This is a genomic window from Pseudomonas sp. PME37.24/025 (assembly GCF_055556615.1).
Window position 1 is genome coordinate 134600 of record NZ_JBVHNK010000005.1, and the last position, 24281, is coordinate 158880.

15 protein-coding genes are annotated in these 24281 nt (G+C 60.5%); 13 read left to right on the forward strand and 2 right to left on the reverse strand.

Annotated features, from left to right (window positions below; translation table 11 throughout):
- Positions 1-40: 40 nt before the first annotated feature.
- The 13 genes from ACZ3HH_RS11080 to ACZ3HH_RS11140 all read left to right on the forward strand — a co-directional run bounded on the left by ACZ3HH_RS11080 (position 41) and on the right by ACZ3HH_RS11140 (position 18436).
- Positions 41-487, forward strand: a complete 447-nt coding sequence (locus ACZ3HH_RS11080; protein ID WP_465804527.1) for a DUF411 domain-containing protein — start codon at positions 41-43, stop codon at positions 485-487.
- Positions 487-921 (forward strand): YqaA family protein, encoded by a 435-nt coding sequence (locus ACZ3HH_RS11085; protein ID WP_465804528.1) that lies wholly within the window; start codon positions 487-489, stop codon positions 919-921. Before ACZ3HH_RS11080 ends, ACZ3HH_RS11085 begins: the two co-directional genes overlap by 1 nt.
- A 147-nt stretch (positions 922-1068) precedes the next feature.
- Positions 1069-2121, forward strand: a complete 1053-nt coding sequence (locus ACZ3HH_RS11090; RefSeq protein WP_465804530.1) for an alpha/beta fold hydrolase — start codon at positions 1069-1071, stop codon at positions 2119-2121.
- 10 nt (positions 2122-2131) lie between these two features.
- Positions 2132-3079 carry a D-2-hydroxyacid dehydrogenase family protein gene (locus ACZ3HH_RS11095; RefSeq protein ID WP_465804531.1) on the forward strand — a complete coding sequence of 316 codons (948 nt, stop codon included), beginning with the start codon at positions 2132-2134 and terminating at the stop codon, positions 3077-3079.
- A 596-nt stretch (positions 3080-3675) separates the two neighbouring features.
- Entirely contained in the window at positions 3676-5262 is a 1587-nt protein-coding gene (gene glgA, locus ACZ3HH_RS11100; RefSeq protein WP_465804533.1) for a glycogen synthase GlgA, read from the forward strand.
- A gap of 13 nt (positions 5263-5275) precedes the next feature.
- Positions 5276-7072, forward strand: a complete 1797-nt coding sequence (treZ, locus tag ACZ3HH_RS11105; protein ID WP_465804535.1) for a malto-oligosyltrehalose trehalohydrolase — start codon at positions 5276-5278, stop codon at positions 7070-7072.
- Positions 7069-9147 (forward strand): 4-alpha-glucanotransferase, encoded by a 2079-nt coding sequence (gene malQ / locus ACZ3HH_RS11110; protein WP_465804537.1) that lies wholly within the window; start codon positions 7069-7071, stop codon positions 9145-9147. Before treZ ends, malQ begins: the two co-directional genes overlap by 4 nt.
- Entirely contained in the window at positions 9144-11942 is a 2799-nt protein-coding gene (locus ACZ3HH_RS11115; protein ID WP_465804539.1) for a malto-oligosyltrehalose synthase, read from the forward strand. Before malQ ends, ACZ3HH_RS11115 begins: the two co-directional genes overlap by 4 nt.
- A 21-nt stretch (positions 11943-11963) precedes the next feature.
- Positions 11964-12314: a DUF2934 domain-containing protein gene (locus ACZ3HH_RS11120; protein ID WP_367371691.1), complete on the forward strand. Its 351-nt coding sequence runs from the start codon at positions 11964-11966 to the stop codon at positions 12312-12314.
- A 177-nt stretch (positions 12315-12491) separates the two neighbouring features.
- Entirely contained in the window at positions 12492-14651 is a 2160-nt protein-coding gene (gene glgX, locus ACZ3HH_RS11125; RefSeq protein WP_465804541.1) for a glycogen debranching protein GlgX, read from the forward strand.
- A 496-nt stretch (positions 14652-15147) separates the two neighbouring features.
- A complete protein-coding gene (locus ACZ3HH_RS11130; RefSeq protein ID WP_465804543.1) occupies positions 15148-15906 on the forward strand; it encodes a PIG-L deacetylase family protein in 759 nt (252 codons plus the stop codon).
- A gap of 234 nt (positions 15907-16140) precedes the next feature.
- Positions 16141-16980, forward strand: coding sequence for an endonuclease/exonuclease/phosphatase family protein (locus tag ACZ3HH_RS11135; protein WP_465804545.1), 840 nt, complete (start codon positions 16141-16143; stop codon positions 16978-16980).
- Positions 16981-17368: 388 nt separating this feature from the next.
- Positions 17369-18436: an autotransporter domain-containing protein gene (locus ACZ3HH_RS11140; protein ID WP_465804547.1), complete on the forward strand. Its 1068-nt coding sequence runs from the start codon at positions 17369-17371 to the stop codon at positions 18434-18436.
- Between the two features lie 131 nt (positions 18437-18567).
- Here ACZ3HH_RS11140 and glgB read toward each other — a convergent pair whose 3' ends face one another.
- Together glgB and treS are read right to left on the reverse strand one after the other, a co-directional pair.
- Positions 18568-20799: a 1,4-alpha-glucan branching protein GlgB gene (gene glgB / locus ACZ3HH_RS11145; RefSeq protein WP_465804549.1), complete on the reverse strand. Its 2232-nt coding sequence runs from the start codon at positions 20797-20799 to the stop codon at positions 18568-18570.
- 2 nt (positions 20800-20801) lie between these two features.
- Positions 20802-24143 (reverse strand): maltose alpha-D-glucosyltransferase, encoded by a 3342-nt coding sequence (gene treS, locus ACZ3HH_RS11150; RefSeq protein ID WP_465804551.1) that lies wholly within the window; start codon positions 24141-24143, stop codon positions 20802-20804.
- Positions 24144-24281: the final 138 nt, after the last annotated feature.

Sequence of the window (24281 nt, forward strand, 5' to 3'; positions counted from 1 at the left end):
AAAATGCATCTTTTTGGCCACAACCCGAAACGAGATTCCCATGCGAACCCACCTGCGTCTGGCCGCCCTGAGCGCTCTCTTCATCTCTTCTCTGGCTCAGGCTGCCGACCTGATTCCCATCGAAGTTCACCGCGACGCCAACTGCGGCTGCTGCAAAAAATGGGTCAGCCATCTGGAAGCCAACGGTTTCAAGGTCGAAGACCATGTTGAAGCCGATATGAGCCAATTCAAGCAACAACACGGCGTGCCACCTCGCCTCGCCTCGTGTCACACCGGCCTTATCAACGGCAAATTCGTCGAAGGCCATGTGCCGGCCGATCAAGTACTGGCCATGAGCAAGCGCGACGATCTGTTGGGGGTGGCTGCCCCTGGCATGCCCATGGGCTCGCCCGGCATGGAAATGGACGGCATGAGCGATGCCTACCAAGTGATCGGTCTGAAAAAGGACGGCACTGACGTAGTGGTGGCGGACTACCCCGCCCATTGATGTTCGGCGCCTACATCGGGCTGTTTCTCGCGGCATTCGGTGCCGCGACGTTGCTGCCCTTGCAATCTGAAGCCGTGCTGGTGGGGCTGTTGCTCAGCGACCAGTATTGGCTTTGGTCGCTGCTGACCATCGCAACGCTGGGCAACGTGCTGGGGTCGCTGCTGAACTGGTGGCTGGGGCGCAGCATCGAGCGGTTTCACGAACGGCGCTGGTTTCCGGTCAGCCCTCGCCATCTCGAGCAAGCCCAAAAGCATTATCAACGCTACGGTCATTGGTCATTGTTGCTCAGTTGGGTGCCCATCATCGGCGACCCTCTGACGCTGGTGGCCGGCGTCATGCGCGAACCGTTGGGGCGTTTCCTGATGATCGTGACGCTCGCCAAGGGCGCCCGCTATGGTGTATTGGCCCTTGCTACGCTGGGGTGGATGGGTTGAACGATTATGCGCGGCATGGCCTGTATTTTGTGCCGAGGTGGCTTGCCCCGTCAGGCAGCGAAGCGGCCCCAAAATCGGACACTGCGGCCTTAATGTCACCCTAATCATGCCGATCCAGCATCGGCGGATTTCCTGTGGAGTTCACCCATGTCGCCCACTTTTTCCCGCTGGTTATCGGGCCTGCTGCTGACGGCTGCACTGCCCGCTCTCGTTTATGCCCAGAACCAGGCCCAACCCCAAGTCGAAACGCCGGAATACGGCCCGGAACTTCAGGGCTTCGAGTACCCCTACACGGTCAAACACTTCGCTTTTGAATCCCAGGGCAAATCCCTGCAAATGGGCTACATGGACATCGCCGCCCATGGCAAGGCCAACGGGCGCAGTGTAGTGCTGATGCATGGAAAAAATTTCTGCGGCGCCACTTGGGACAGCTCGATCAAGGCGCTGAGCGAGGCCGGTTACCGGGTCATCGCTCCGGACCAGATCGGCTTCTGCACCTCAAGCAAACCGGACCACTATCAATACAGTTTCCAGCAACTGGCGACCAACACCCAGCAACTGCTCAAGGCCTTGGGTATCCAGAAAGCCACCCTGCTCGGCCACTCTACCGGCGGCATGCTCGCCACGCGCTATGCGCTGCAATACCCCGATCAAGTCGAACAACTGGCACTGGTCAATCCCATCGGCCTGGAAGACTGGAAAGCCCTCGGCGTGCCCTATCGCACGGTTGATCAATGGTACGAGCGCGAGCTGAAGGTCACCGCACAGGGCATCCGTGACTACCAACGCAGCACCTATTATGACGGCCGCTGGAAACCCGAGTTTGACCGCTGGGTGGACATGTACGCAGGCTTGGCCAAAGGCCCGGGCAAAACTGCGGTGGCGTGGAACTCGGCGCTGATCTACGACATGATCTTCAGCCAACCGGTGTACTACGAGTTCAAGGACCTGACAGTTCCGACGTTGTTGCTGATCGGCACCGCCGATACCACGGCTATCAGCAAAGAAATTGCGCCGCCCGAGGTCAAGGCGAAAATCGGTCATTACGACGTACTCGGCAAGCAAGTGGCGAAACTGATTCCCCGGTCGACGCTGATCGAATTTCCCGGGATGGGCCACGCGCCGCAGATGGAGGAACCGGCGAAATTTCATCAGGCGTTGCTCGGCTGGCTGAACCAAACCAATACCGTTCCTAGATGAGGTAAGGCTAATGCAGATTGCGGTGATCGATGACTGGCAGGACGTGGCTCGCGGCGTGGTGGACTGGTCGGTGCTGGACAGCATCGGGCAGGTGAGTTTTATCCATGACTACCCTGCCGACAACGAAACCCTGGCCAAACGGCTCGGCGCATTCGAGGTGATCTGCGTGATGCGCGAGCGCACCCGGTTTGACGAAGACCTGCTGCGCCGCTTGCCCGCACTCAAACTGTTGGTTACTGGCGGCATGCGCAATGCCGCCCTGGACTTGAAAGCCGCCGCCGCGCTAGGCATTCAAGTCTGCGGCACCGACAGCTACAAACATGCCGCCCCCGAACTGACCTGGGCGCTGATCATGGCCGCGACCCGCAACCTGGTGGCCGAAGCCAATGCCTTGCGCGCAGGCCAATGGCAACAAGGGCTGGGCGGCGACCTGCAGGGCAAGACCTTGGCGATCCTCGGGCTGGGCAGCATCGGTCAACGGGTCGCCCGGTTCGGTCAGGTGTTCGGTATGCGGGTCATCGCGTGGAGCGAAAACCTGACCGCCGAACGGGCTGCTGAGGTCGACGTCACCTATGTCAGCAAACAGGAATTGTTCGAGCAGGCCGATGTGTTGTCGGTCCATCTGGTGCTCAGCGAGCGCAGCCGAGGGCTGGTGGACGCGCAGGCACTGGACTGGATGAAACCCACGGCATGGCTGATCAATACCGCCCGTGGACCGATTGTCGATGAGTCGGCGTTGATCAAGGCGCTTCAGAAACAACGCCTGGCGGGTGCGGCGCTGGACGTGTTCGAGCACGAGCCCTTGCCTCGCCATCATCCCTTCAGGACGCTGGACAATGTACTGGCCACGCCTCATGTCGGGTATGTCAGCCGGCACAATTACCAATTGTTCTTTTCGCAAATGATCGAAGACATACAGGCTTGGGCGGCTGGGGAGCCGGTTCGGGTTCTGGGCTGAAACCGAGTTATCGTTCATCGCGGGCAAGCCTCGCTCCCACAGGATTTGTGTCGGTCACGGTATTACGGTCGACACAAATCCTGTGGGAGCGAGGCTTGCCCGCGAAGAGGCCCTAAAACTCACCACACCTCCCCAAATTTTGCGCACCACAATGGCGCACACGACCTCCCATTGCGCCCGATTATTGTGACTTGCCGGTCCCGATTTGACCCACGCCAGAAAATAAACCTGCCCTTCGTCGGTGCATCTCCCCGCAAAACCCCATGCCTGTACCCTCTTTTGACCGATTGTCGAACAATTTCACCCGATGGCCGACCCCGCTCTAAGTTCTGGCCTAGACTGATTTTCGCGGAGTAAAACCGGCTGGTCATTCGGTGAAAATAATCGAAACTTTTGGTGCTGGCCTCGTGTCAGGTTAAAGGTAGGGCCGCAGCGACTGGTGCATTCCTTGCAACAGCCACTTCACCCATTCTGCTTCAGCGCATGGGCAGCACTTGCTCACCGATGCGTAGCGCGTTTGCGCCCGGCCACAGGATTTGGCCACGAACACCGTTTGTGCCAGGCCTAGAATTAGATCAACAACACGGGAGATTCATATGATCAGTGCGGCTTTAGATATTCAGGGAGAACGTGCTCATCAGCAGGTCGGGGAAACGAGCACCGTCGGTGTCCTCAATGCCAAATCGGTCAAAGCGCCGGTCCCCAAGACGCTGGCACCAGTAGCCAGTCAGAATCCCAATAAAAAGAAAGTCCTGTTCGTCACCTCGGAGATTGCCGACCTGGTAAAGACCGGAGGTCTTGGCGACGTTTCCGCCGCACTGCCGCGAGCCATGGCGCATCTGCACGATGTCCGTGTGCTGATCCCCGGTTATCCGCAAGTGATGAACAGCGAAAACCCGATTCATATCATCGGTGAGCTGGGCGGGCACGCAGCGTTGCCGCCCTGCAAGATCGGGCGCATGGACATGCCCGACGGCCTGGTCATTTACGTGTTGATCTGCCCTGAATTGTACGAGCGCGAAGGTTCACCCTACGGCGCCAACAACGGCCGCGACTGGCCGGACAACCATATTCGTTTCGCCCGACTAGGCCTCGCGGCAGCCGATATCGCCGCCAACCTCGCACAAATTCACTGGTGCCCGGACCTGGTGCATGCCCACGACTGGCCCGCCGGGCTGGCACCGGCCTATATGCACTGGCGTGGCCAACGCACCCCGACCTTGTTCACCATCCATAACCTGGCGTACCAGGGCGTCACCAGCCTTGGCTCGTGCCCGGAACTCGGGATCCCCATGCATGCCTTGCAACAGGAAGGCATGGAGTTTTACGGCAAGATGTCGTTCCTCAAGGCCGGCATGGCCTACTCGAGCCACATCACCACCGTCAGCGCCACCTATGCCCAGGAAATCACCACGCCGGCCTTCGGCTGCGGCCTCGACGGTTTTCTCGCGTCCAAGACCCAGCAAGGTCTGCTCAGCGGAATTCCCAATGGCATCGATGAGAGCTGGGATGCAGCGACCGATCCGCACCTGTTCCACCCATTCGGCATCGGCGATTGGGACGGTAAAGCTGTCAATGCCATGCACGTTCGCAGGCTGTTCGACCTCGAAGATTCCGAAGGTCCGCTGTTCGCCGTGGTTTCGCGGCTGGTCTACCAGAAAGGCCTGGACCTGACCGAAGCAGTGGCCGAATACATTGTCGACAACGGCGGGCAAATCGCGATCATCGGCCGTGGCGAACCGGAAGAAGAACAAGCCATGCGTGAACTGGCGTTGCGCTTCCCCGGGCAAGTCGGCGTACACATCGGCTTCAATGAAACCGACGCCCGACGGATGTTCGCCGGCAGCGATTTCCTGCTGATGCCTTCGCGTTACGAACCCTGCGGCCTGAGCCAGATGTACGCCCAGCGCTTCGGTTCATTACCAGTGGCGCGCAATACCGGTGGCTTGGCCGACACCATTGAAAACGGTGTGACCGGTTTCCTCTTCGACGAATCCACGGTGGAGAGTTATCGCGAAGCCCTGAGCCGCGCGTTCAAGGTGTTCGCGTTCCCGGGTCTGCTCAACGCGATGCGTTGCCGAGCCATGGCGGCGCCTTTCAACTGGTGCCAGGCAGTCGAACCCTACGCCGAACTCTACGAACAACTGGTGGCTAAAGCGCTGGGAAAATCGGGCAAACAGTAAGAGGCTTTCAACGATGCCGTTACGGACCCTTGAGACCTGGCCCCACGGCGCAATCATGCTGGACGCAGAACACACGCGTTTTGCCTTGTGGGCGCCAGATGCGTTTTTCGTCAGTCTCGAACTGGAAGATGGACAATCCCTGCCGCTATTGCCCCAGGCCGATGGCTGGTTTGTGATCAAGACCCGCTGCCCCGCGGGTACCCGCTACCGCTACAACATCGATGGCGAGCTTACGGTGCCGGACCCGGCCTCCCGCGCCCAGGCGGGCGACATCGACAGCCACAGCGTGGTGGTCGATCCCCTCGCCTATCGGTGGCAACACAGCGCCTGGCAGGGTCGACCGTGGAATGAGGCGGTGATCTACGAACTGCACGTCGGTGCACTCGGCGGTTTCAGCCAGGTTGAGCGGCATCTGGAACACCTGGTCGAGCTGGGTATTACCGCCATCGAACTGATGCCGCTGGCGCAGTTCCCCGGCGAACGCAACTGGGGCTATGACGGGGTTTTGCTTTACGCGCCTCAAGCTTCCTATGGCTCGCCCGAACAACTCAAACACTTGATCGACACGGCCCACGGCCATGGTTTGGCGGTGATTCTCGACGTGGTCTACAACCACTTCGGCCCGGATGGCAATTACCTGCATCGCTATGCCAAAGGCTTTTTCCGCGAAGACAAACACACCCCGTGGGGCGCGGCGATCGACTTCCGGCGGCGCGAGGTGCGCGACTTCTTTATCGACAACGCGCTGATGTGGTTGCTGGAGTACCGCTTCGACGGCCTGCGTCTGGACGCGGTGCATGCCATCGAAGACCCGGACTTTCTTCAAGAGCTGGCGCAACGGGTACGGCGACAAACCGATCCGGCGCGGCACGTGTGGCTCATGGCGGAAAACGAGCACAACCAGGCCAGCCTGCTGGAGCAAGGTTTCGACGCGCAGTGGAACGACGACGGCCATAACGCCCTGCACGTTCTGCTCACCGGCGAAACCGACGCCTATTACGCCGACTATGCCAAGCAACCCACCGAACAGCTCGCCCGCTGCCTGAGCCAGGGCTTCGTGTTTCAAGGCCACATCACCCGCCACGGTACGCCGCGAGGTGAGCCGAGCGGTCACTTGCCGCCCACGGCCTTCGTGCTTTTTCTGCAAAACCACGACCAGATCGGCAACCGCGCCTTTGGCGAGCGTCTGCATCAACTGGCCCATCCTGATGCCCTTTACGCCGCCACCGCGTTACTGCTGTTGTCGCCGATGATCCCGCTGATGTTCATGGGCGACGAATTCGCCGCCGAGCAACCGTTCCTGTTTTTCACCAGCCACCACGGTGAATTGGCGGAACGGGTGCGCGAAGGTCGACGCAATGAGTTCGCGGCGTTCAGCGCCTTTGCCGACCCGCACAAACGCGAGCAGATTCCTGACCCGAACGCGACGCAAACCTTCGAAGCTTCACGGCCGACACTGACCGCCAGCCGCCAATCGCCGATTTACCACCTGTATCGCCAACTGCTGCAGATCCGCCACCGACACATCATCCCGCACCTGCCCGGCGCCCAGGCGCTGGGCGCGCAGGTACTGGCCGAGGGCGCGGTGACGGCGCGCTGGCGGCTGGGCGATGGCAGTCAGTTGCGTATTGATCTGAACCTGCGCGATGCGCCCGTGGTCCACACCCCACAGGCCGACGCGACATTGCTGTTCGAACACCCGCCACAATCGGCCGGTCTGTTGAATCAGGGCATGCTTGCCCCGTATTGCGCGCTAGTCAGCCTCACGGCCGCAGCCCCTTTGCTACCCCCGGATGGAGAGCGCCCATGAGCAATGCGCAACTGGAAATACTGGCCAGCCGAGCAGGCTTGGCCGTCGACTGGGTCGACGCCAATGGTCGCCCACAGAAAGTGACCCCGGCGGTGTTGCGCTCGGTGCTCAGCGGACTTGGCCATCCCGCCAATACCGCTCAGGAAATCGACGCCAGCCTGCTGCAATTGCAGCAGGTGCAACAAACCCGGCACCTGCCACCGCTGTTGACCTGCGACGTGGGCATCGGCCTTGACCTGGCCCACTACTTCGAACCGCAAACCCCGTGTGAGATCCATCTCGAAGACGGCTCACGGATTAACTTGAAGCTCGATGACAACGCTGTGTTGCCCGGGCTGGTGCCGGTGGGTTATCAGCACGTCAGCATCGACGATCAATCCTTCACCCTGGCGGTGGCACCCCAGCGCTGCTATAGCGTCGGCGACGCCGTAGACAGTGAACACCCGCGTGTCTGGGGCCTGAGCGTGCAGTTGTACTCGCTGCGCCGTCCCGGCGATGGCGGTTTCGGCGATACCCAAGCCCTCGAAGATCTGGCCCGGGTGGCCGGCGAACGGGGCGCCGAAGCGTTGGCGATCAGCCCACTGCATGCGATGTTCAGCGGCGACACCCAGCGTTACAGCCCTTACTCGCCGTCCAGCCGTTTGTTCCTCAATAGCCTGTATGCGGCGCCCGGTGCGATTCTCGGTGAGCGCGCCCTGCGCACCGCGATCGACGCCACCGGCCTTGGTGCTGAGCTCAAGCACCTGGAAAAACTTCCGCTGATCGACTGGCCTACCGCCGCCGACGCCAAGCACCGCTTGCTCGAAGCCTTGTATGAAGGATTCACCCACGGCGAACACCCCTTGCACCCAGACTTCAGCAGTTTCCGCCATGCCGGTGGCGAAGCGCTGGAAAATCATTGCCGCTTCGAAGCGATCCAGGAAGCCCGTGCGCGACGCGGTGAAAGCCTCGACTGGCGCGAGTGGCCCGAACAATGGCGTGACCCGCGCAGTACCGCCCTGGCGCATTTTGCCGAAGAGAACTCGTCCCGCATCGGCTACTACGCGTTCTGCCAATGGCTGATTGCGCGCAGCCTGGAACGCGCCCAGGCCGCCGCCCGCGGTGCCGGCATGGGCATCGGCCTGATCGCCGACCTGGCGGTGGGTGCTGACGGTGGCGGCAGCCAGGCCTGGAGTCGTCAGGACGAATTGCTCGCCTCACTGACCGTGGGAGCGCCACCGGATATCCTCAACCGTTCCGGCCAAGGCTGGGGCATTTCCGCGTTCTCCCCCGAAGGTCTGGTGCGCAACGGCTTTCGCGCGTTCATCGAAATGCTGCGGGCCAACTTCGCCCATGCCGGCGGCCTGCGTATCGATCACGTCATGGGCCTGCAACGACTGTGGGTGATCCCCAACGACGCGCCGCCCAGCGACGGTGCCTACCTCTATTACCCGGTGGACGACCTGCTGCGCTTGCTGACCCTCGAATCCCATCGACATCAGGCCATCGTCCTCGGCGAAGACCTCGGCACCGTGCCCGAGGGTCTGCGCGAGAAACTCATCGCACGCTCGATTCTCGGCATGCGCGTGCTGCTGTTCGAACAGGACAATACTCACTTCAAGCCGATTCTCGACTGGCCGGACAACGCCCTGGCAACCACCAGCACCCATGACCTGCCGACGCTCAATGGCTGGTGGCATGGCCGCGATATCGACTGGAGCGCGCGCTTGAATCTGGTCGACGCCCCGGGTGAAATCGAATGGCGCCAACACCGTGAGCGCGAGCGCGAAGGTTTGCGCCGGGTGCTGAGCCAGGACCCGCAAAATTTCCGCGAAGAGTCCCACGAAACCGATCAGGTGCTCGATGCCGCGATCCGCTTCCTCGGTCATACCCGCGCGCCACTGGTATTGCTGCCCATGGAAGATGCCTTGGGTATCGAACAGCAGGCCAACCTGCCCGGTACCACCGACACCCATCCCAACTGGTCGCGCAGGCTGCCCGGCGACAGCGAAGCCCTGCTCGATGATCCGGACGCCGCCCGGCGCCTGGAACTGCTCGCCTGTGCGCGACTTCAGGCGGCCGAGCGTGATCAATGAATCAACCGTTCAACCAACTGCTGCGGGCGACCCTGCGGCTGCAATTTCATAAAGGTTTTACTCTGGATCAGGCGGTGCCGCTGGTGCCGTACTTCGCCAGTCTGGGCATCAGCCACGTCTATGCCTCGCCGCTGCTCGCCGCCCGCGCGGGGTCCATGCATGGCTACGACGTGGTGGACCCGACCACGGTCAACCCTGAACTGGGCGGCGAAGCTGCATTGCGCCGTTTGGTCGGTGCGTTGCGCGAACACAACATGGGACTGATCCTCGACATCGTCTCCAACCACATGGCCGTCGGCGGTGGCGACAACCCCTGGTGGCTCGACTTGCTCGAATGGGGGCGACTGAGCCCTTACGGCGAGTTCTTCGACATTCAATGGCACTCGCCCGACCCGTTGATGGAGGGCCAATTGCTGCTGCCTTTTTTGGGCAGCGATTACGGCATCGCCTTGCAGGACGGCACCCTGCCCTTGCGTTTCGATGCCCGGCGCGGCGCCTTTTATGTCGAGCACTACGAGCATCACTTCCCGATTTGCCCGTCGGACTACGGCGAACTGCTCAAGACCGATGACCGATTGAATGCCGAGCAAGCTGAACTGCTCAAATCCCTGGCAGACCGCTTCAGTACCTTGAGTTACCAGACCGACGCGCACAGCCTGGCGATTCCGCTAAAAACCGAGCTGTATGAACTGGCCAGCGATCCGGCGATTCTTCGCGCCATCCAGCACACCCTCGGCACTTACGACTCGCTCACCCCTGAGGGTTTCCAGCGCCTGCATAACCTGCTGGAGCGCCAGAGTTATCGCCTGGCCAGTTGGCGCACCGCGGCGGACGACATCAACTGGCGGCGTTTTTTCGATATCAATGAACTGGGCGGCCTGCGCGTTGAACGCCCGGCGGTGTTCGAGGCGACCCATGCAAAAATCTTCGAGCTGGTGGCCGAGGGTCTTGTCGATGGGCTGCGCATCGACCACATCGACGGCCTCGCCGACCCGCGTGGTTACTGCCGCAAATTGCGCCGCCGAGTCGATCGCCTGGCGCCGGAGCGGCACCTGCCGATCTACGTCGAGAAGATCCTCGGCGAAGGCGAAACCCTGCACCGCGACTGGTCTGTCGATGGCAGCACCGGTTATGAATTCATGAACCAGTTGTCGTTGCTGCAACACGACCCCGAAGGCGCGCAAATCTTGGGTGAACTCTGGAGCCGGCACAGCGAGCGGCCCGCCGATTTCCGTCTGGAAGCGCAACTGGCGCGCCAACAGATTCTCAACGGCTCCCTCGCCGGCGATTTCGAAAGTGTCGCCCACGCCTTGCTGCAAGTGGCCCGGGACGACCTGATGACACGGGACCTGACTCTCGGCGCAATCCGTCGGGCCTTGCAGGAACTGATCGTACACTTCCCGGTGTATCGCACTTACATCAGCCCGTTGGGCCGAAACTGCCCCCAGGACGAGGTGTTTTTCCAGCAGGCCATGGAGGGTGCAAGGCAAACCCTTGGCGAGGCCGACTGGCCCGTGCTCGATTGCCTGTCCGGCTGGCTCGGTGGCCAACCCTGGCGCAAACACCCGGTGGGCCGCCCACGCAAACTGCTCAAGCATGCGTGCGTGCGCTTCCAGCAACTGACCTCACCGGCGGCGGCCAAAGCGGTGGAAGACACCGCGCTGTATCGCTCGGCGGTGCTGTTGTCACGCAACGATGTCGGCTACAACACCGAGCAGTTCAGTGCGCCGGTTTCCGACTTCCATGCTGCCTGCGTCAATCGCCTCACCGAATTCCCCGACAACCTGCTGGCCACCGCGACCCACGACCACAAACGCGGCGAAGACACCCGCGCGCGGTTGGCGGTGTTGAGCGAGCGCAGCGCCTGGTATGCCGAACAAGTCGAACACTGGCGAACACTGGCCGATGAATTGCGCACGGAACCCGGCGCACCCTCGGCGGGCGACGAGCTAATTCTCTATCAAGCGATCCTCGGCAGTTGGCCGCTGGAGCTGCGCAGCGATGACCAGGTGGCGCTCGAGAACTACGCCAAACGCCTCTGGCAGTGGCAACAGAAAGCCCTGCGCGAAGCCAAGTTGCAAAGCAGCTGGAGCGCACCAAACGAGGGATATGAACAGGCGACCCATGGGTTTCTCGAACGCCTGCTGCTCAGCCCCGAAGGCGAGCGACTGCGCACGGCCATCGGTGCGGCGGCGCAGAACATCGCCGCCCCGGGTGCGTTGAATGGCTTGGCGCAAACCTTGCTGCGAATGACCGTGCCGGGGGTACCGGATCTCTATCAGGGCAACGAGTTCTGGGACTTCACGCTGGTCGATCCGGACAACCGCCGGCCGGTGGATTACGTCAGCCGTCAGCAGGCCATGCACCGACGATTGGACCTGGCGGATCTGTTGGTGAACTGGCGTGACGGGCGCATCAAGCAAACCCTGATCGCCCAGACGTTAAACCGGCGTGCCGAGCATGCCGGGCTGTTTCAAAAAGGGATTTATCAAGCCCTTGAAGTCCTCGGCAGCCAGGCTCACCGGGTACTGGCGTTTGCTCGCGAATGGCAGGGAAAACGGGCTATCGTGATCGTACCGATACGCTGTGCCGAACTGCTGGAAAACAGTGCCGAACCACAGATTGACGCGCCGCTCTGGGGCGATACACGGGTCAAATTGCCGTTCGCCGTCGCTGAAGAAAATATGAAGGGGCTTTTTACGAGCGTCACAGTCACAAAACACAGGGAGCTGATGGTCAGCGCCGCGCTGGGGGATTTCCCGGTCAATCTCTTTATCCAAACTACCCAAGCTTGAGTTCAGTTCAGGAGCATTGCGATGAGTACCGACGATAAACGCATCCGCGAATTTGCCTATCAAATCTGGGAGTCCGAAGGAAAACCCGTGGGCCAGGAAAAACGCCATTGGGAGATGGCCTGCAAACTGGCCGAAGCTGAAGCACTGGCTCCCGGCAAGTCATCGAAAGTGACCGGCAGCAAACGCGTCGGCACCAAGTCTGCACTCGGCAAGCCCGACGGCAAGTTGGTCAATGCCAAAGACATCGAACCCGCACTCAAAGCTAAAACCAAGCCCAAAGCCAAACCCGCCGCCGCTTCGACAGTGATCCCGCCGGGAGAAAAAACCACGGTAAAAAAGCCTCGCGCCGCGCGTAAACCGCCAACGACCTGACGTTTTATCGCCTTGCCCCGCTTGATTTGTGGCGAGGGCGCTTGCTCCCGTTTGACTGCGAAGCGGTCCCCCTCTTTTGGAGGATAGGGGGGCCGCTTCGCGGCCCAACGGGAGCAAGCTCCCTCGCCACAGCTGACCGGCATTAGCCCAGTACCGCCCCCCAATGCAGGAGCATCTATGAGTAGTCCAAAGAAAACCGCGCCCGAACCTCGTGCCGAGGCCTCGCGAATTCGTGAAGGCTTGCCCTTCCCGCTAGGCGCGACCTGGGATGGCCTGGGGGTCAATTTCGCGCTGTTTTCGGCTAACGCGACCAAGGTCGAACTGTGCATCTTCGACGATGCAGGCGAGGTGGAACTCGAGCGTATCGAGTTGCCGGAATACACCGACGAGATCTACCACGGCTACTTGCCCGACGCCCACCCGGGGTTGATCTACGGCTATCGCGTGTACGGCCCGTATGACCCGGCCAACGGTCATCGTTTCAACCCCAACAAGCTGCTGATCGATCCCTATGCCAAGCAATTGGTCGGTCGATTGAAATGGTCCGAAGCGTTGTTCGGCTACACCATCGGCCATCCTGACGCCGACCTCAGTTTCGATGAACGGGACAGCGCGCCCTTCGTGCCCAAATGCAAAGTGATCGACCCGGCTCACACCTGGGGTCATGACCATCGTGTCAGCGTGCCGTGGGACAAAACGATCATTTATGAAACACACGTACGCGGTTTCAGCATGCGTCACCCCTCCGTCCCCGAGAACCTGCGTGGCACCTTCGCCGGGTTGATGGTCGATGACGTGCTCGAACACATCCGCAAGCTCGGCGTGTCGACCGTGGAATTGCTGCCGATTCATGCCTTCGTCAATGACCAGCATCTGCTGCACAAAGGCATGACCAATTACTGGGGTTACAACAGCATCGCGTTCTTTGCCCCGGACCCACGCTACCTGGCCAGCGGCAAGATCGCCGAGTTCAAGGAGATGGTCGCGCACCTGCACGAGGCCAATCTGGAAGTGATCCTCGACGTGGTCTACAACCACACCGCCGAGGGCAACGAACAAGGCCCGACCCTGTCGATGCGCGGCATCGACAACGCCTCATACTACCGCTTGATGCCCGACGACAAACGCTACTACATCAACGATTCCGGGACCGGCAACACCCTGGACCTGAGTCACCCGTGCGTGCTGCAAATGGTCACCGACTCCCTGCGTTACTGGGCCACGGAAATGCATGTGGACGGTTTCCGTTTTGACCTGGCGACCATCCTCGGCCGCTACCACGACGGTTTCGACGAGCGTCACAGCTTTCTCGTGGCCTGCCGTCAGGACCCGGTGCTGCGCCAGGTGAAGATGATTGCAGAAGCCTGGGATTGCGGCCCCGGGGGCTATCAAGTCGGCAACTTTCCACCGGGTTGGGTTGAGTGGAATGACAAATTCCGCGACACCGTGCGCGCGTTCTGGAAAGGCGACGACGGCCAACTGGCGGACTTCGCCAGTCGCATGACCGCCTCCGGCGAGATGTTCAATCAGCGTGGCCGGCGGCCGTATGCCTCGGTGAACTTCGTCACCGCCCACGACGGTTTCACCCTGAACGACCTGGTGTCGTACAACGACAAACACAACGAAGCCAACGATGAGAACAATCAGGACGGCAGCAACAACAACCTGTCCTGGAACCACGGTGTCGAAGGCCCCACCGACGATCCCGAGATCAATGAGTTGCGCCAGCGCCAGATGCGCAACTTCTTCGCCACGTTGCTGCTGTCCCAGGGCACGCCGATGCTGGTGGCCGGCGATGAATTCGCCCGCACCCAGGAAGGTAATAACAATGCCTATTGCCAGGACAGCGAGATCGGTTGGGTCAACTGGGACCTGAGCGAAGACGGCAAGGCCCTGCTCAAGTTCGTCAAACGCCTGATCAAATTGCGCCTGGCCTATCCGATTTTGCGTCGCGGGCGCTTCCTGGTGGGCAATTACAACGAAGACATCGGCGTCAAGGACGTGACCTGGCTGGCCCCGGACGGCAGCGAAATGTCCATCGAACAATGGGAAGAAGGCCACGGTCGCTGCCTGGGCATGCTGCTCGATGGCCGCGCCCAGGAAACCGGCATTCGCCGCAAGGGTGCCGACGCAACCCTGCTGCTGGTGGTCAACGCCCACCATGACATCGTCAACTTCCTGCTGCCGGAAGTGCCTGACGGCGGTTTCTGGACCTGCATGATCGATACCAATCAACCCTCGATTCGTGGCCAGGAACGCTTCGAGTTCGGTCACGAATATTCAGTCACCGGCCGTTCGCTGCTGCTGTTCGAATTGCAGCGCGAAGAAGACGAGTAAAAAAGCCCCCTGTAGGAGCGTAATGCTGTTCATTTAGGCGAGACTCTTCAGTCATGCCTGCCTTTGTGGCGAGCGAGCTTGCTAGCGCTGGGCTGCGTAGCGGCCCCAAAAATCTGACAACCATTGCCGATTTTTGTGAGTGCTGCGCACTCAAGCGGGAGCGAGCTCCCTCGCCACAGGCTACTCACTGACTCAAGATTCACCGGTCGGATCGCCGCACCGTTCGCTCCTACAGGCAATTCCCGCGCCCGACTGGATAGCCGATAAGGTTTTGCTGACTATTTGCGATACCCGACACAGCCCGGATCAAAAAAAACGCATCAGACCAAAGGCTGAGGCGACGAATAGCATTCCATGAGCAATACTCTGCCCGCGGCAATCCAGGGTTCGGAGCGCTGCAATTGCTATTTACCCCCGCCTTCACGGGTCTGCCAGGCTTGCGTGCTGCAAGTAATACGCATGACTGAGGGCACGACAGAACAAGGAAGTAGCGCCTATGAAATTGGTTTCCATCAGTGAAAACAGTTTGTCCACGCAGATCTGGAACAGCGCCCCGCAACTGGACAACATCCCTGTCATCAACACCGAAACACTGGTCCCGGCCGGCGCTCGCGCGGTAGTCATCGCACCGCATCCCGGCGATGAAGTGGTGACCTGCGGTGGTCTGCTGCAGTTGCTGTGCTCCCTTGGTCATCCCCTGCAATTGATCTCGATCACCGACGGTAGCGCCAGCCATCCGGGATCGCGACAGTGGTCGGAAAAACGCCTGAGCGTGTTCCGGCCCCAGGAAAGCGTCGAAGCCTTGCGCCGACTCGGGTTGCCGATGCACAGCCTGAAGTGGATTCGCGGCGGCTTCACTGACAACGGTCTTGCCGAGCGGGAGTCCGAATTGACCCAATTCATCGCCCGTTATCTGCGCCCCGGCGATGTGGTATTCAGCACGTGGTGCGAAGACGGTAACGTCGACCATGACGCCGTCGGCCGTGCTAGCGCCAGAGCTGCGGCCCTGGTCGGGGCAACGCTCAACGAAGTACCAGTCTGGGCCTGGCACTGGCCGACACGCGACCACGGGTTGATCCCCTGGCATCGCGCGCGCAAGGTACGCCTCGACACCTGGACCGTCGCGCGCAAAAGCCACGCCACCTACGCCTACGCCAGCCAACTCGATGGCGAGCCGGCAATCGGCATCGCCCCAATGCTGCCCCCGGTGATTCTGGAGCGCATGCGATTGCCGTATGAAATTGTGTTTGTCTGAATCATTCGAGGAATGTCTTGGGCGAGGGAGCTACTGTGGCGAGGGGGCTTGCCCCCGTTCGGCTGCGAAGCAGTCGCAAAACTTTTGGGGCCGCTTCGCGACCCAGCGGGAGCAAGCTCCCTCGCCACAAGCAAGCTCCCTCGCCACAAAAGCTCCTTTGCTATTAATCACGCTGAACTGCTCGCCCCTGTATCAGTCGCATGGAAACAGCAGCCTTGATTCAGAGGAGTGAACGTGACCAGTGATGCCGAACGACAGGCCGTCGAATCAATGCCATCGAACACCCCTGTGGCGATTCATCGTCTGAGAGTGCTGACGGTCAACACCCACAAAGGCTTCACCGCCCTCAACCGGCGTTTCATCCTCCCGGAGCTGCGTGAAGCGGTACGTAGCACGTCGGCAGACCTGGTGTTTCTGCAGGAAGTGGTCGGCGAGCACGACCGGCATTCTTCCCGTTACAACGACTGGCCACAGACCTCGCAGTACGAGTTCCTGGCGGACAGCATGTGGAGCGATTTCGCTTACGGCCGTAACGCGGTCTATCCCGACGGTCATCACGGCAATGCCCTGCTGTCGAAATACCCGATCCGTGAGTTTCGCAACCTCGACGTCTCGATCACCGGCCCCGAACGGCGCGGGCTGTTGCACTGTGTTCTGGATGTGCCGGGGCATGCCGAAGTGCATGCCATTTGCGTGCACCTGAGCCTGTTGGAAAGCCATCGACAACTCCAGCTGCAGTTGCTCTGCCTGTTGCTCGAATCGTTGCCCGATGATGCCCCGGTGATCATTGCCGGCGACTTCAACGACTGGCAGTTGCAAGGCAACGCCGCCCTCGCCCGGCGCGACTACCTGCATGAAGCCTTCGAACGCCATCATGGCCAACTGGCGAAAACTTACCCGGCGCGTTTTCCCCTGCTGCGCCTGGACCGGATCTACCTGCGTAATGCCAGCAGTCATGAACCGCGAATACTCGGCCACAAACCCTGGACGCATCTATCGGACCATTTACCACTGGCGGTGGAGGTGCGCCTGCAATACCGTCAAACGACAGTCGCCAAAGACTGCCAACTCTGACGGAAAAAATGACAGCAATGGCGCACCGACGCCATTTGTTTATCCTGCGCTGGATGACCCGTCAAACAACCGATGGCCCCTACCCAGCGCGTCTGGACCGCACCTTTCTGGATGATTTTTTGCATAAACAACAACTTATATACACGCCAAAAATCAGTCACTTACAAGGTCTAAAATAGCCATACCGCTTATCGGCCACTTTCTTGACGCGGCGTCAGCAGTCTTCTTAGCTAGTCCTTACTACCCCCGGAAATCCATCAGGGGCAAGTCTCCAGACTCCTGTAAAAACGGGCGGGTCTGACCTTGCCTCAATCCATTCGGTCGCCCCTCATTCGGGGTAGGAGAGACGCCAAAGCGAGATAGGCATGCGATTGCAAGGTAGACCCCCATGAGAACTTCATTCACCTCACAAGAGATCAAAATCACTTTTTGCACTGTTACGGGTTCACTCCTGTTGTGCTCATCCATGGAGGTGCAGGCCTCGTCTGCCGAGGACGAAACAACCCTCTGGTACAACCAGGAACTGCCGACCCTTACCTTGCCCGCCGGCTCCGCCACGTATCCCGGCCGTTTACGCGTCAATCCCGACGTACGAAGCTCACGCCTGACGGTCGAAGACGCCGCGCCTTCGGCCTGGGACCACGTCTATGGAAAAACCTCACGGCAGGCTCAAACCGATTATCTGGCCCAGGGGTCTTCTATCCCTGGCTCCAGTGAATTCAAAGGCCCGGCACTGCTGACCGTACAAAGCAACAGCGGCCATACACAACGGGTCGGACTGATCGGCGGCACCACTCAATTCCAGGGCAATGACAACGGCCTGCTGACCAGTCGCGCCCTAGCCGACCCCGGCCACGACACGCTCAACCTTCAAGGCCAAAGTCTCGGCGCCTACTGGAGCCTGACCGGTCCGCAAGGCTGGCACGTAGACTTGACGGCCAGCGGTGGCCGGGTCAACGGCTACAGCCGCAATGACCAGGGCGCGCGACAAGCCACCGAAGGCAGCGCGGTGACGTTCTCGGTGGAAGGTGGTTTCCCGATTGGTCTGGGTAATAACTGGGTGGTCGAACCCCAGGCGCAGTTGATCAATCAACGCATTACGCTGGATACGCCGTATGCCGGTTCTGGTAATGCGTCATCCAGCGACTTGACGTCCTGGAGCGGTCGGGTCGGTGCACGCTTGAAAGGCAGTTACGATATTAACGGTCTGCCGGTCGAACCGTATGTGCACACCAACGTGTGGCACACGGTGTACACCGGCAATACCGTGAGCCTGGATCAGGTCGACAAAATCAGCAGCAGCCGAAATTCATCGACGGTGGATGTGGGTCTGGGTTTGGTGGCCAGAGTGACGCCTTTGGTCAGCCTGTATGTCAGCGCCGATTACAGCAGTGACGTGGATGACAATGATCTGAACGGGTTGATTGGCAGCCTTGGGGTGCGGATGCGGTGGTAACGAGGACTCAAGGGATGTGTTGTGAATTCTGACGCCATCGCGAGCAGGCTCGCTCCCACATTGGTTTTGTATACGATGACAATCCAATGTGGGAGCGAGCCTGCTCGCGATAGAAGCGACGCGGTTTTAGATCAACCCTGCGGACGCAAAATCAACACCGCCAATGGCGGCAGGTTCAACTCCAGTGAGAGGGCCTGGCCATGGCTCGGTTCTTCGTCGGTGAACACCCCGCCGCCGTTGCCGTAATTGGACCCGGCATAAGTATCGGCATCGCTGTTGATCAACTCGACCCAACGCCCGGCAAACGGTACGCCGACGCGGTAGGCCTGTCGCGGCACCGGGGTGAAATTGGCCACCACCAACACCGGCCGCCCGTCCTTGCTCCAGCGCAGCCAGGCGTAGACGCTGTTGACCGCATCGTCGCCAATCAACCACTGGAAGCCTTGCGGGGCGTCGTCCTGATCGTGCAGCGCCGGTTCTTCGCGATACAACCGATTCAGGTCACCGACCAGTTTGCGCACCCCTTGGTGTTCCGGGTATTGCAGCAAATACCAGTCCAGTTGCTGATCGTGATTCCACTCGCGCCACTGGCCGAATTCGCAGCCCATGAACAGCAGTTTCTTGCCGGGATGCGTCCACATGAAACTCAGATAAGCCCGCAGGTTGGCAAACTTCTGCCAGCGATCGCCGGGCATCTTGTCGATCAGAGAATGCTTGCCATGCACCACTTCATCGTGGGAAATCGGCAGGATGAAGCGCTCGGACCACGCATACACCAGACCGAAACTCAGCTCATTGTGATGATGGGCGCGGTACACCGGATCCTGCTGAATGTAATGCAGCGAGTCGTGCATCCAGCCCATGTTCCACTTATAGGCAAAACCCAACCCACCCTGTTGCGTGCTCTGGCTGACACCCGGCCACGCGGTGGATTCTTCGGCAATCACCAACGCGCCCGGCGTTTCCAGGGCTACCACATCGTTGAGATGGCGGACGAAATCGATGGCCTCCAGGTTCTCCCGACCGCCGTGACGGTTGGGCACCCATTCGCCGGCCTTGCGCGAATAATCGCGATACAGCATCGACGCCACGGCATCCACGCGCAGGCCATCGACGTGGAAATGCCTGAGCCAGTGCAGCGCCGATGCCAGCATGTAGCCGTGCACCTCGGTGCGGCCCAGGTTGTAGATCAGCGTGTCCCAGTCCTGGTGAAAACCTTCCTGCGGGTTGCCGTACTCATACAACGCGGTGCCGTCGAACTGCGCCAGGCCGTGGGTATCGGTGGGGAAATGCGCCGGCACCCAATCGAGGATCACGCCGATCTCGGCCTGGTGACAGGCATTGACGAACGCGGCGAAGTCATCCGGCGTGCCGTAACGGGCGCTTGGGGCGAATTGCGACAGCAATTGATAACCCCAGGAGCCACCGAATGGATGCTCCATGATCGGCATCAGTTCGATGTGGGTGAAACCCAGCTCCTTCACGTAAGGAATCAGCCGCTCGGCCAACTCGGGCCAAGTGTACTGACGGGCGACCTCGCCCAGGTCATCCAGCTCGCATTGCCAGGAACCGGCGTGCAGTTCGTAGATCGACAGCGGTGCACTGGTTCGCTGACGCTCGCCCCGGGACTGCATCCAGGCGTGGTCTTGCCAGTCGATTTTCAGCGGCGAGGCGACTTTTGATGCGGTGTCCGGCGGCAGTGCGGTGGCGAGGGCCATCGGGTCGGCCTTGAGCGGCAAAATGCCGTGGGCACCGAGGATTTCGTATTTGTAGGCCTCCCCTGCCTGTAGGCGCGGGATGAACAATTCCCAGACACCCGTAGGGTGGCGCAGGCGCATGGGATGGCGGCGACCGTCCCAGACGTTGAAGTCGCCGACCACCGACACCCGTTTGGCATTCGGTGCCCACACAGCGAAGCGCACGCCGTCGACGCCATCGACCGTCTTCAGTTGCGCGCCGAGGCAACTGCTCAAGTCCCGGTGATTGCCCTCGGCGAACAGGTACAAATCCATCTCGCCGAGTAACGGGCCAAAGCTGTAAGGGTCCTCGGCGAGTTGCTCGCCACCGGCCCACCGGGTTCGCAACTGATAGGGTCGGGCCCGCTCGAAGTGCCCGACGAACAGCCCCGGGGTTTGGGTGGTCTCAAGGCTGCCGAGCTCTTCCCCGGATTCCTTGTCCACCACCTGCACGCTCAAGGCGTCCGGCAGATAGGCTCGAATGAATTGCCCGCCAGCGCCATCGCCGTGCGGGCCGAGAATTGCAAAGGGGTCCCGATGCTCGGCGCGTACCAACGCATCGATATCCCGCGCCCTGGGTAGCAGCGCCTGCTCCACATGCCCCTGTTCCTTGTTCGAGATACTCATGACTACTCTCCACCAAGATCGGAAAAGGGTTTGAGCCCACTCAATAACCCGTACAGACCGTGCAACGGCACGGGCAGCCAGGTGGGGCGATTTTCAGCCTCATAGGCCACTTCATAAGCCGCCTTCTCCAGCCCGAACAACGCCAGCGCGGCGTCCTCGCCTTCAGGATCTTGCCATGCATGAGCAAGACTAGCTGCCGCCAGCCGATAAGCGTCGACAAATGCTTGCCGCGCCTCTTTCAGATAACGATCGGCGACCCGTTGACGCGCCGCCTGGGCATCGGCGGTGTTATCGACGTTATGCACGTTGATCGCCATCGCCGCAGCGTAATCGAAGGAGCGCAACACGCCGCTGACATCTTTATAAGGGCTGTGTTTGCCTCGACGCTCATGCAACGGTCGCGCCGGTTCACCTTCGAAATCGATCAAGTAGGCATCGCCCTTGATCACCAGCACCTGCCCCAGGTGCAAGTCGCCATGGACGCGAATGCGCAAGCCCCCAGCAGCCTTTTTACCCAGGTCCTGGACATGGCTGAGGATGGCTTTTTTGTTGTCCAGCAATCGACTGACCAAGGCCTGATCCGCGGCGCTCAGTTCAGTTTGATGCTGCTTGAGTAACTTCAAGGCATGTTCCAGTTGCGCCGCCACGTCCTTGGCCGAGGCCAGGGCATCTTTCTGGGTGGTGACCTGCGGGGCGAAGTCCGGGTTGGTGCTCGGGGCCGCCAACACCTGATGCATTTCCCCCAGACGCTGGCCGAGCATGCCGGCGAAATCTCTCAGCTCGCCGAGGGCGTTGTAGTGCTGCTCCTGTTCGGACATAGCATCAGCGAGTTCGTCGCGAAGCGCCCGCTCGAGGTTGTTCTGGGTCCATTCCCACGCATCGCCCTGATTGCTCAAGTAGCCTTGGGCGATCATCAACAGCGTGTCCTCGCCCGCCGCATCGCGACGAATTACTGCCCCAAGCAGCGGCGAAATATTCTGGAAACCGGCATGGGTCAGGTACGCACTCATTTCCAGTTCCGGGTGCACGCCTGATGCGACCTTGCGGATCAGTTTCAGCACCAGGCTGCTGCCGATCACCACCGAACTGTTGGATTGCTCGGCAGACAGGTACCGCACCTCCGACTCGGCGGTAAGCCCGAGTTTGGCCAGTTCGTCGGTAGGCTCGAAGCGGATTTCGCCGCCGTCCGACGGCAACACCATGCCGGCCTGCATGCTCTGCAACACCGCATGAACAAAGCTGTCGAGGCTGAAGGCGTCGGTGATCAAACCGACCTGACGCCCGCGCCGGACCCTGGCCAGCGCCAATTGCTGCGGCAACGCCGCGCCGACCTGCTCCTCGGAGATAAAACCGAATGGCAACTGATAACGGCTGGTCTGACCGCCGCTGGTGACGTCGATTTCACTCAACAGCACTGGATGCTGCGGGTCGCCAAAGCGCACGCCGTAAGCGAGGTTGACGTTGTCGATGATGCCGTCCTTGCCGGCGTACCAGCGGCGGTTCTGCAACCAGCTCGGCAGGATGCCCTGCTCCAGGGTGTGGCGGGACGGCGCTTCGAGCAGCTCTTCCATGCGTTTCTTCAGCACCAGGGTGGTGAAGTCCGGCAGGCTTTGCGCCGGTTCCACGTGCCAGCTCGGCATTTGGTTTTCCGCTGCCAGCCCGAACCAATAGAAGCCATAAGGCGCCAGCGTCAGCAGGAAATTCAACTGGCCGATGGGCGGGAACGCATTGCCGCCGAGCATCTCCACCGGAACCATGCCGACGTAAGCCGACAGATCCAGTTCCGCCGCTTGCGCGCTGCGGGACACGTTGGCCACGCACAAAATAATCTCGTGCTTGCCGTCCGGGCCGGTGAATTCGCGGGTATACGCCAGAATCCGTCGATTGCTCGGCGAGAGCATCTTCAGCGTCCCTCGACCGAAGGCCTTGGACTGCTTGCGCACCGCGAGCAGGCGCCGGTTCCAGTTCAACAACGAATGAGGGTCACCGGCCTGGGTTTCGACATTGACCGACAGGTAGCCGTATTGCGGATCCATGATCGGCGGCAATACCAGGCTCGCCGGGTCAGCGCGGGAGAAGCCGCCGTTACGGTCGATCGACCACTGCATCGGCGTGCGCACACCGTCGCGGTCGCCGAGGTAGATGTTGTCGCCCATGCCGATTTCATCGCCGTAATACAGAGTCGGCGTGCCGGGCATCGACAGCAGCAGGCTGTTGAGCAGTTCCACGCGGCGACGATCACGCTCCATCAACGGCGCCAGACGCCGGCGAATCCCCAGGTTGATCCGCGCCCGACGGTCGGCCGCGTAGTAATTCCACAGGTAATCGCGCTCCCGGTCGGTAACCATTTCCAGGGTCAGCTCATCGTGGTTGCGCAGGAAAATCGCCCACTGGCAGTTGGCCGGAATTTCCGGGGTCTGCCGCAGGATATCGGTGATCGGGAAACGGTCCTCCTGAGCCAGTGCCATGTACATGCGCGGCATCAACGGGAAGTGAAAGGCCATGTGGCATTCGTCGCCGTTCAGGCCCTTTTTGTCGGTGTCACCGAAGTACAGCTGCGTGTCTTCCGGCCATTGATTGGCCTCGGCCAGCAGCATGCGATCCGGGTAATTGGCGTCGATTTCGGCACGGATCTGCTTGAGGACGTCGTGGGTCTCGGGCAGGTTTTCGTTGTTGGTGCCGTCGCGCTCGATCAGGTACGGGATCGCGTCCAGCCGCAAACCGTCGATACCCATGTCGAGCCAGTAACGCATCACCGACAGCACCGCTTTCATGACCTGCGGGTTGTCGAAGTTCAGGTCCGGTTGATGCGAATAGAAGCGGTGCCAGAAGTACTGACCGGCCACCGGGTCCCAGGTCCAGTTGGACTTTTCGGTGTCGAGAAAGATGATGCGAGTGCCATCGTATTTCTGGTCGTCATCGGACCAGACATAGAAGTCCCGGGCCGCAGAACCGGGCTTGGCCTTGCGCGCGCGCTGGAACCAGGCGTGCTGGTCCGAGGTGTGGTTGATGACCAGTTCGGTAATCACCCGCAGCCCGCGTTTATGGGCCTCGGCAATGAAGCGCTTGGCATCGGCCATGGTGCCGTAGTCAGGGTGCACGCCACGGTATTCGGCGATGTCATAGCCATCGTCACGTCGTGGCGAGGGGTAGAACGGCAACAGCCAGATGGTGTTGACGCCCAAGTCGGCAATGTAATCGAGTTTGGCGATAAGGCCGGGAAAGTCGCCGATCCCGTCATTGTTGGAGTCGAAAAAAGACTTAACGTGAACCTGGTAGATCACCGCATCCTTGTACCAGAGCGGGTCCTTGATAAAGGTGGCTGACCTGGGTTTCTTCGCCATTTGTAACTCCTGTTGAATTCAATAAAGCCACTAAGGCGAAACACTCACTCATGCTGCCGAGGGTGGCTCTTTGTGGCGAGGGAGCTTGCTCCCGCTGGGTTGCGCAGCATCCCCATTGCAGTTCATCAGTTGCACCGT

Coding starts and splice junctions, on each gene's coding strand:
- ACZ3HH_RS11080 (WP_465804527.1), top strand. CDS start 41: ATGCGAACCCACCTGCGTCTGGCCGCCCTGAGCGCTCTCTTCATCTCT.
- ACZ3HH_RS11085 (WP_465804528.1), top strand. CDS start 487: ATGTTCGGCGCCTACATCGGGCTGTTTCTCGCGGCATTCGGTGCCGCG.
- ACZ3HH_RS11090 (WP_465804530.1), top strand. CDS start 1,069: ATGTCGCCCACTTTTTCCCGCTGGTTATCGGGCCTGCTGCTGACGGCT.
- ACZ3HH_RS11095 (WP_465804531.1), top strand. CDS start 2,132: ATGCAGATTGCGGTGATCGATGACTGGCAGGACGTGGCTCGCGGCGTG.
- glgA (WP_465804533.1), top strand. CDS start 3,676: ATGATCAGTGCGGCTTTAGATATTCAGGGAGAACGTGCTCATCAGCAG.
- treZ (WP_465804535.1), top strand. CDS start 5,276: ATGCCGTTACGGACCCTTGAGACCTGGCCCCACGGCGCAATCATGCTG.
- malQ (WP_465804537.1), top strand. CDS start 7,069: ATGAGCAATGCGCAACTGGAAATACTGGCCAGCCGAGCAGGCTTGGCC.
- ACZ3HH_RS11115 (WP_465804539.1), top strand. CDS start 9,144: ATGAATCAACCGTTCAACCAACTGCTGCGGGCGACCCTGCGGCTGCAA.
- ACZ3HH_RS11120 (WP_367371691.1), top strand. CDS start 11,964: ATGAGTACCGACGATAAACGCATCCGCGAATTTGCCTATCAAATCTGG.
- glgX (WP_465804541.1), top strand. CDS start 12,492: ATGAGTAGTCCAAAGAAAACCGCGCCCGAACCTCGTGCCGAGGCCTCG.
- ACZ3HH_RS11130 (WP_465804543.1), top strand. CDS start 15,148: ATGAAATTGGTTTCCATCAGTGAAAACAGTTTGTCCACGCAGATCTGG.
- ACZ3HH_RS11140 (WP_465804547.1), top strand. CDS start 17,369: ATGAGAACTTCATTCACCTCACAAGAGATCAAAATCACTTTTTGCACT.
- glgB (WP_465804549.1), bottom strand. CDS start 20,799: ATGAGTATCTCGAACAAGGAACAGGGGCATGTGGAGCAGGCGCTGCTA.
- treS (WP_465804551.1), bottom strand. CDS start 24,143: ATGGCGAAGAAACCCAGGTCAGCCACCTTTATCAAGGACCCGCTCTGG.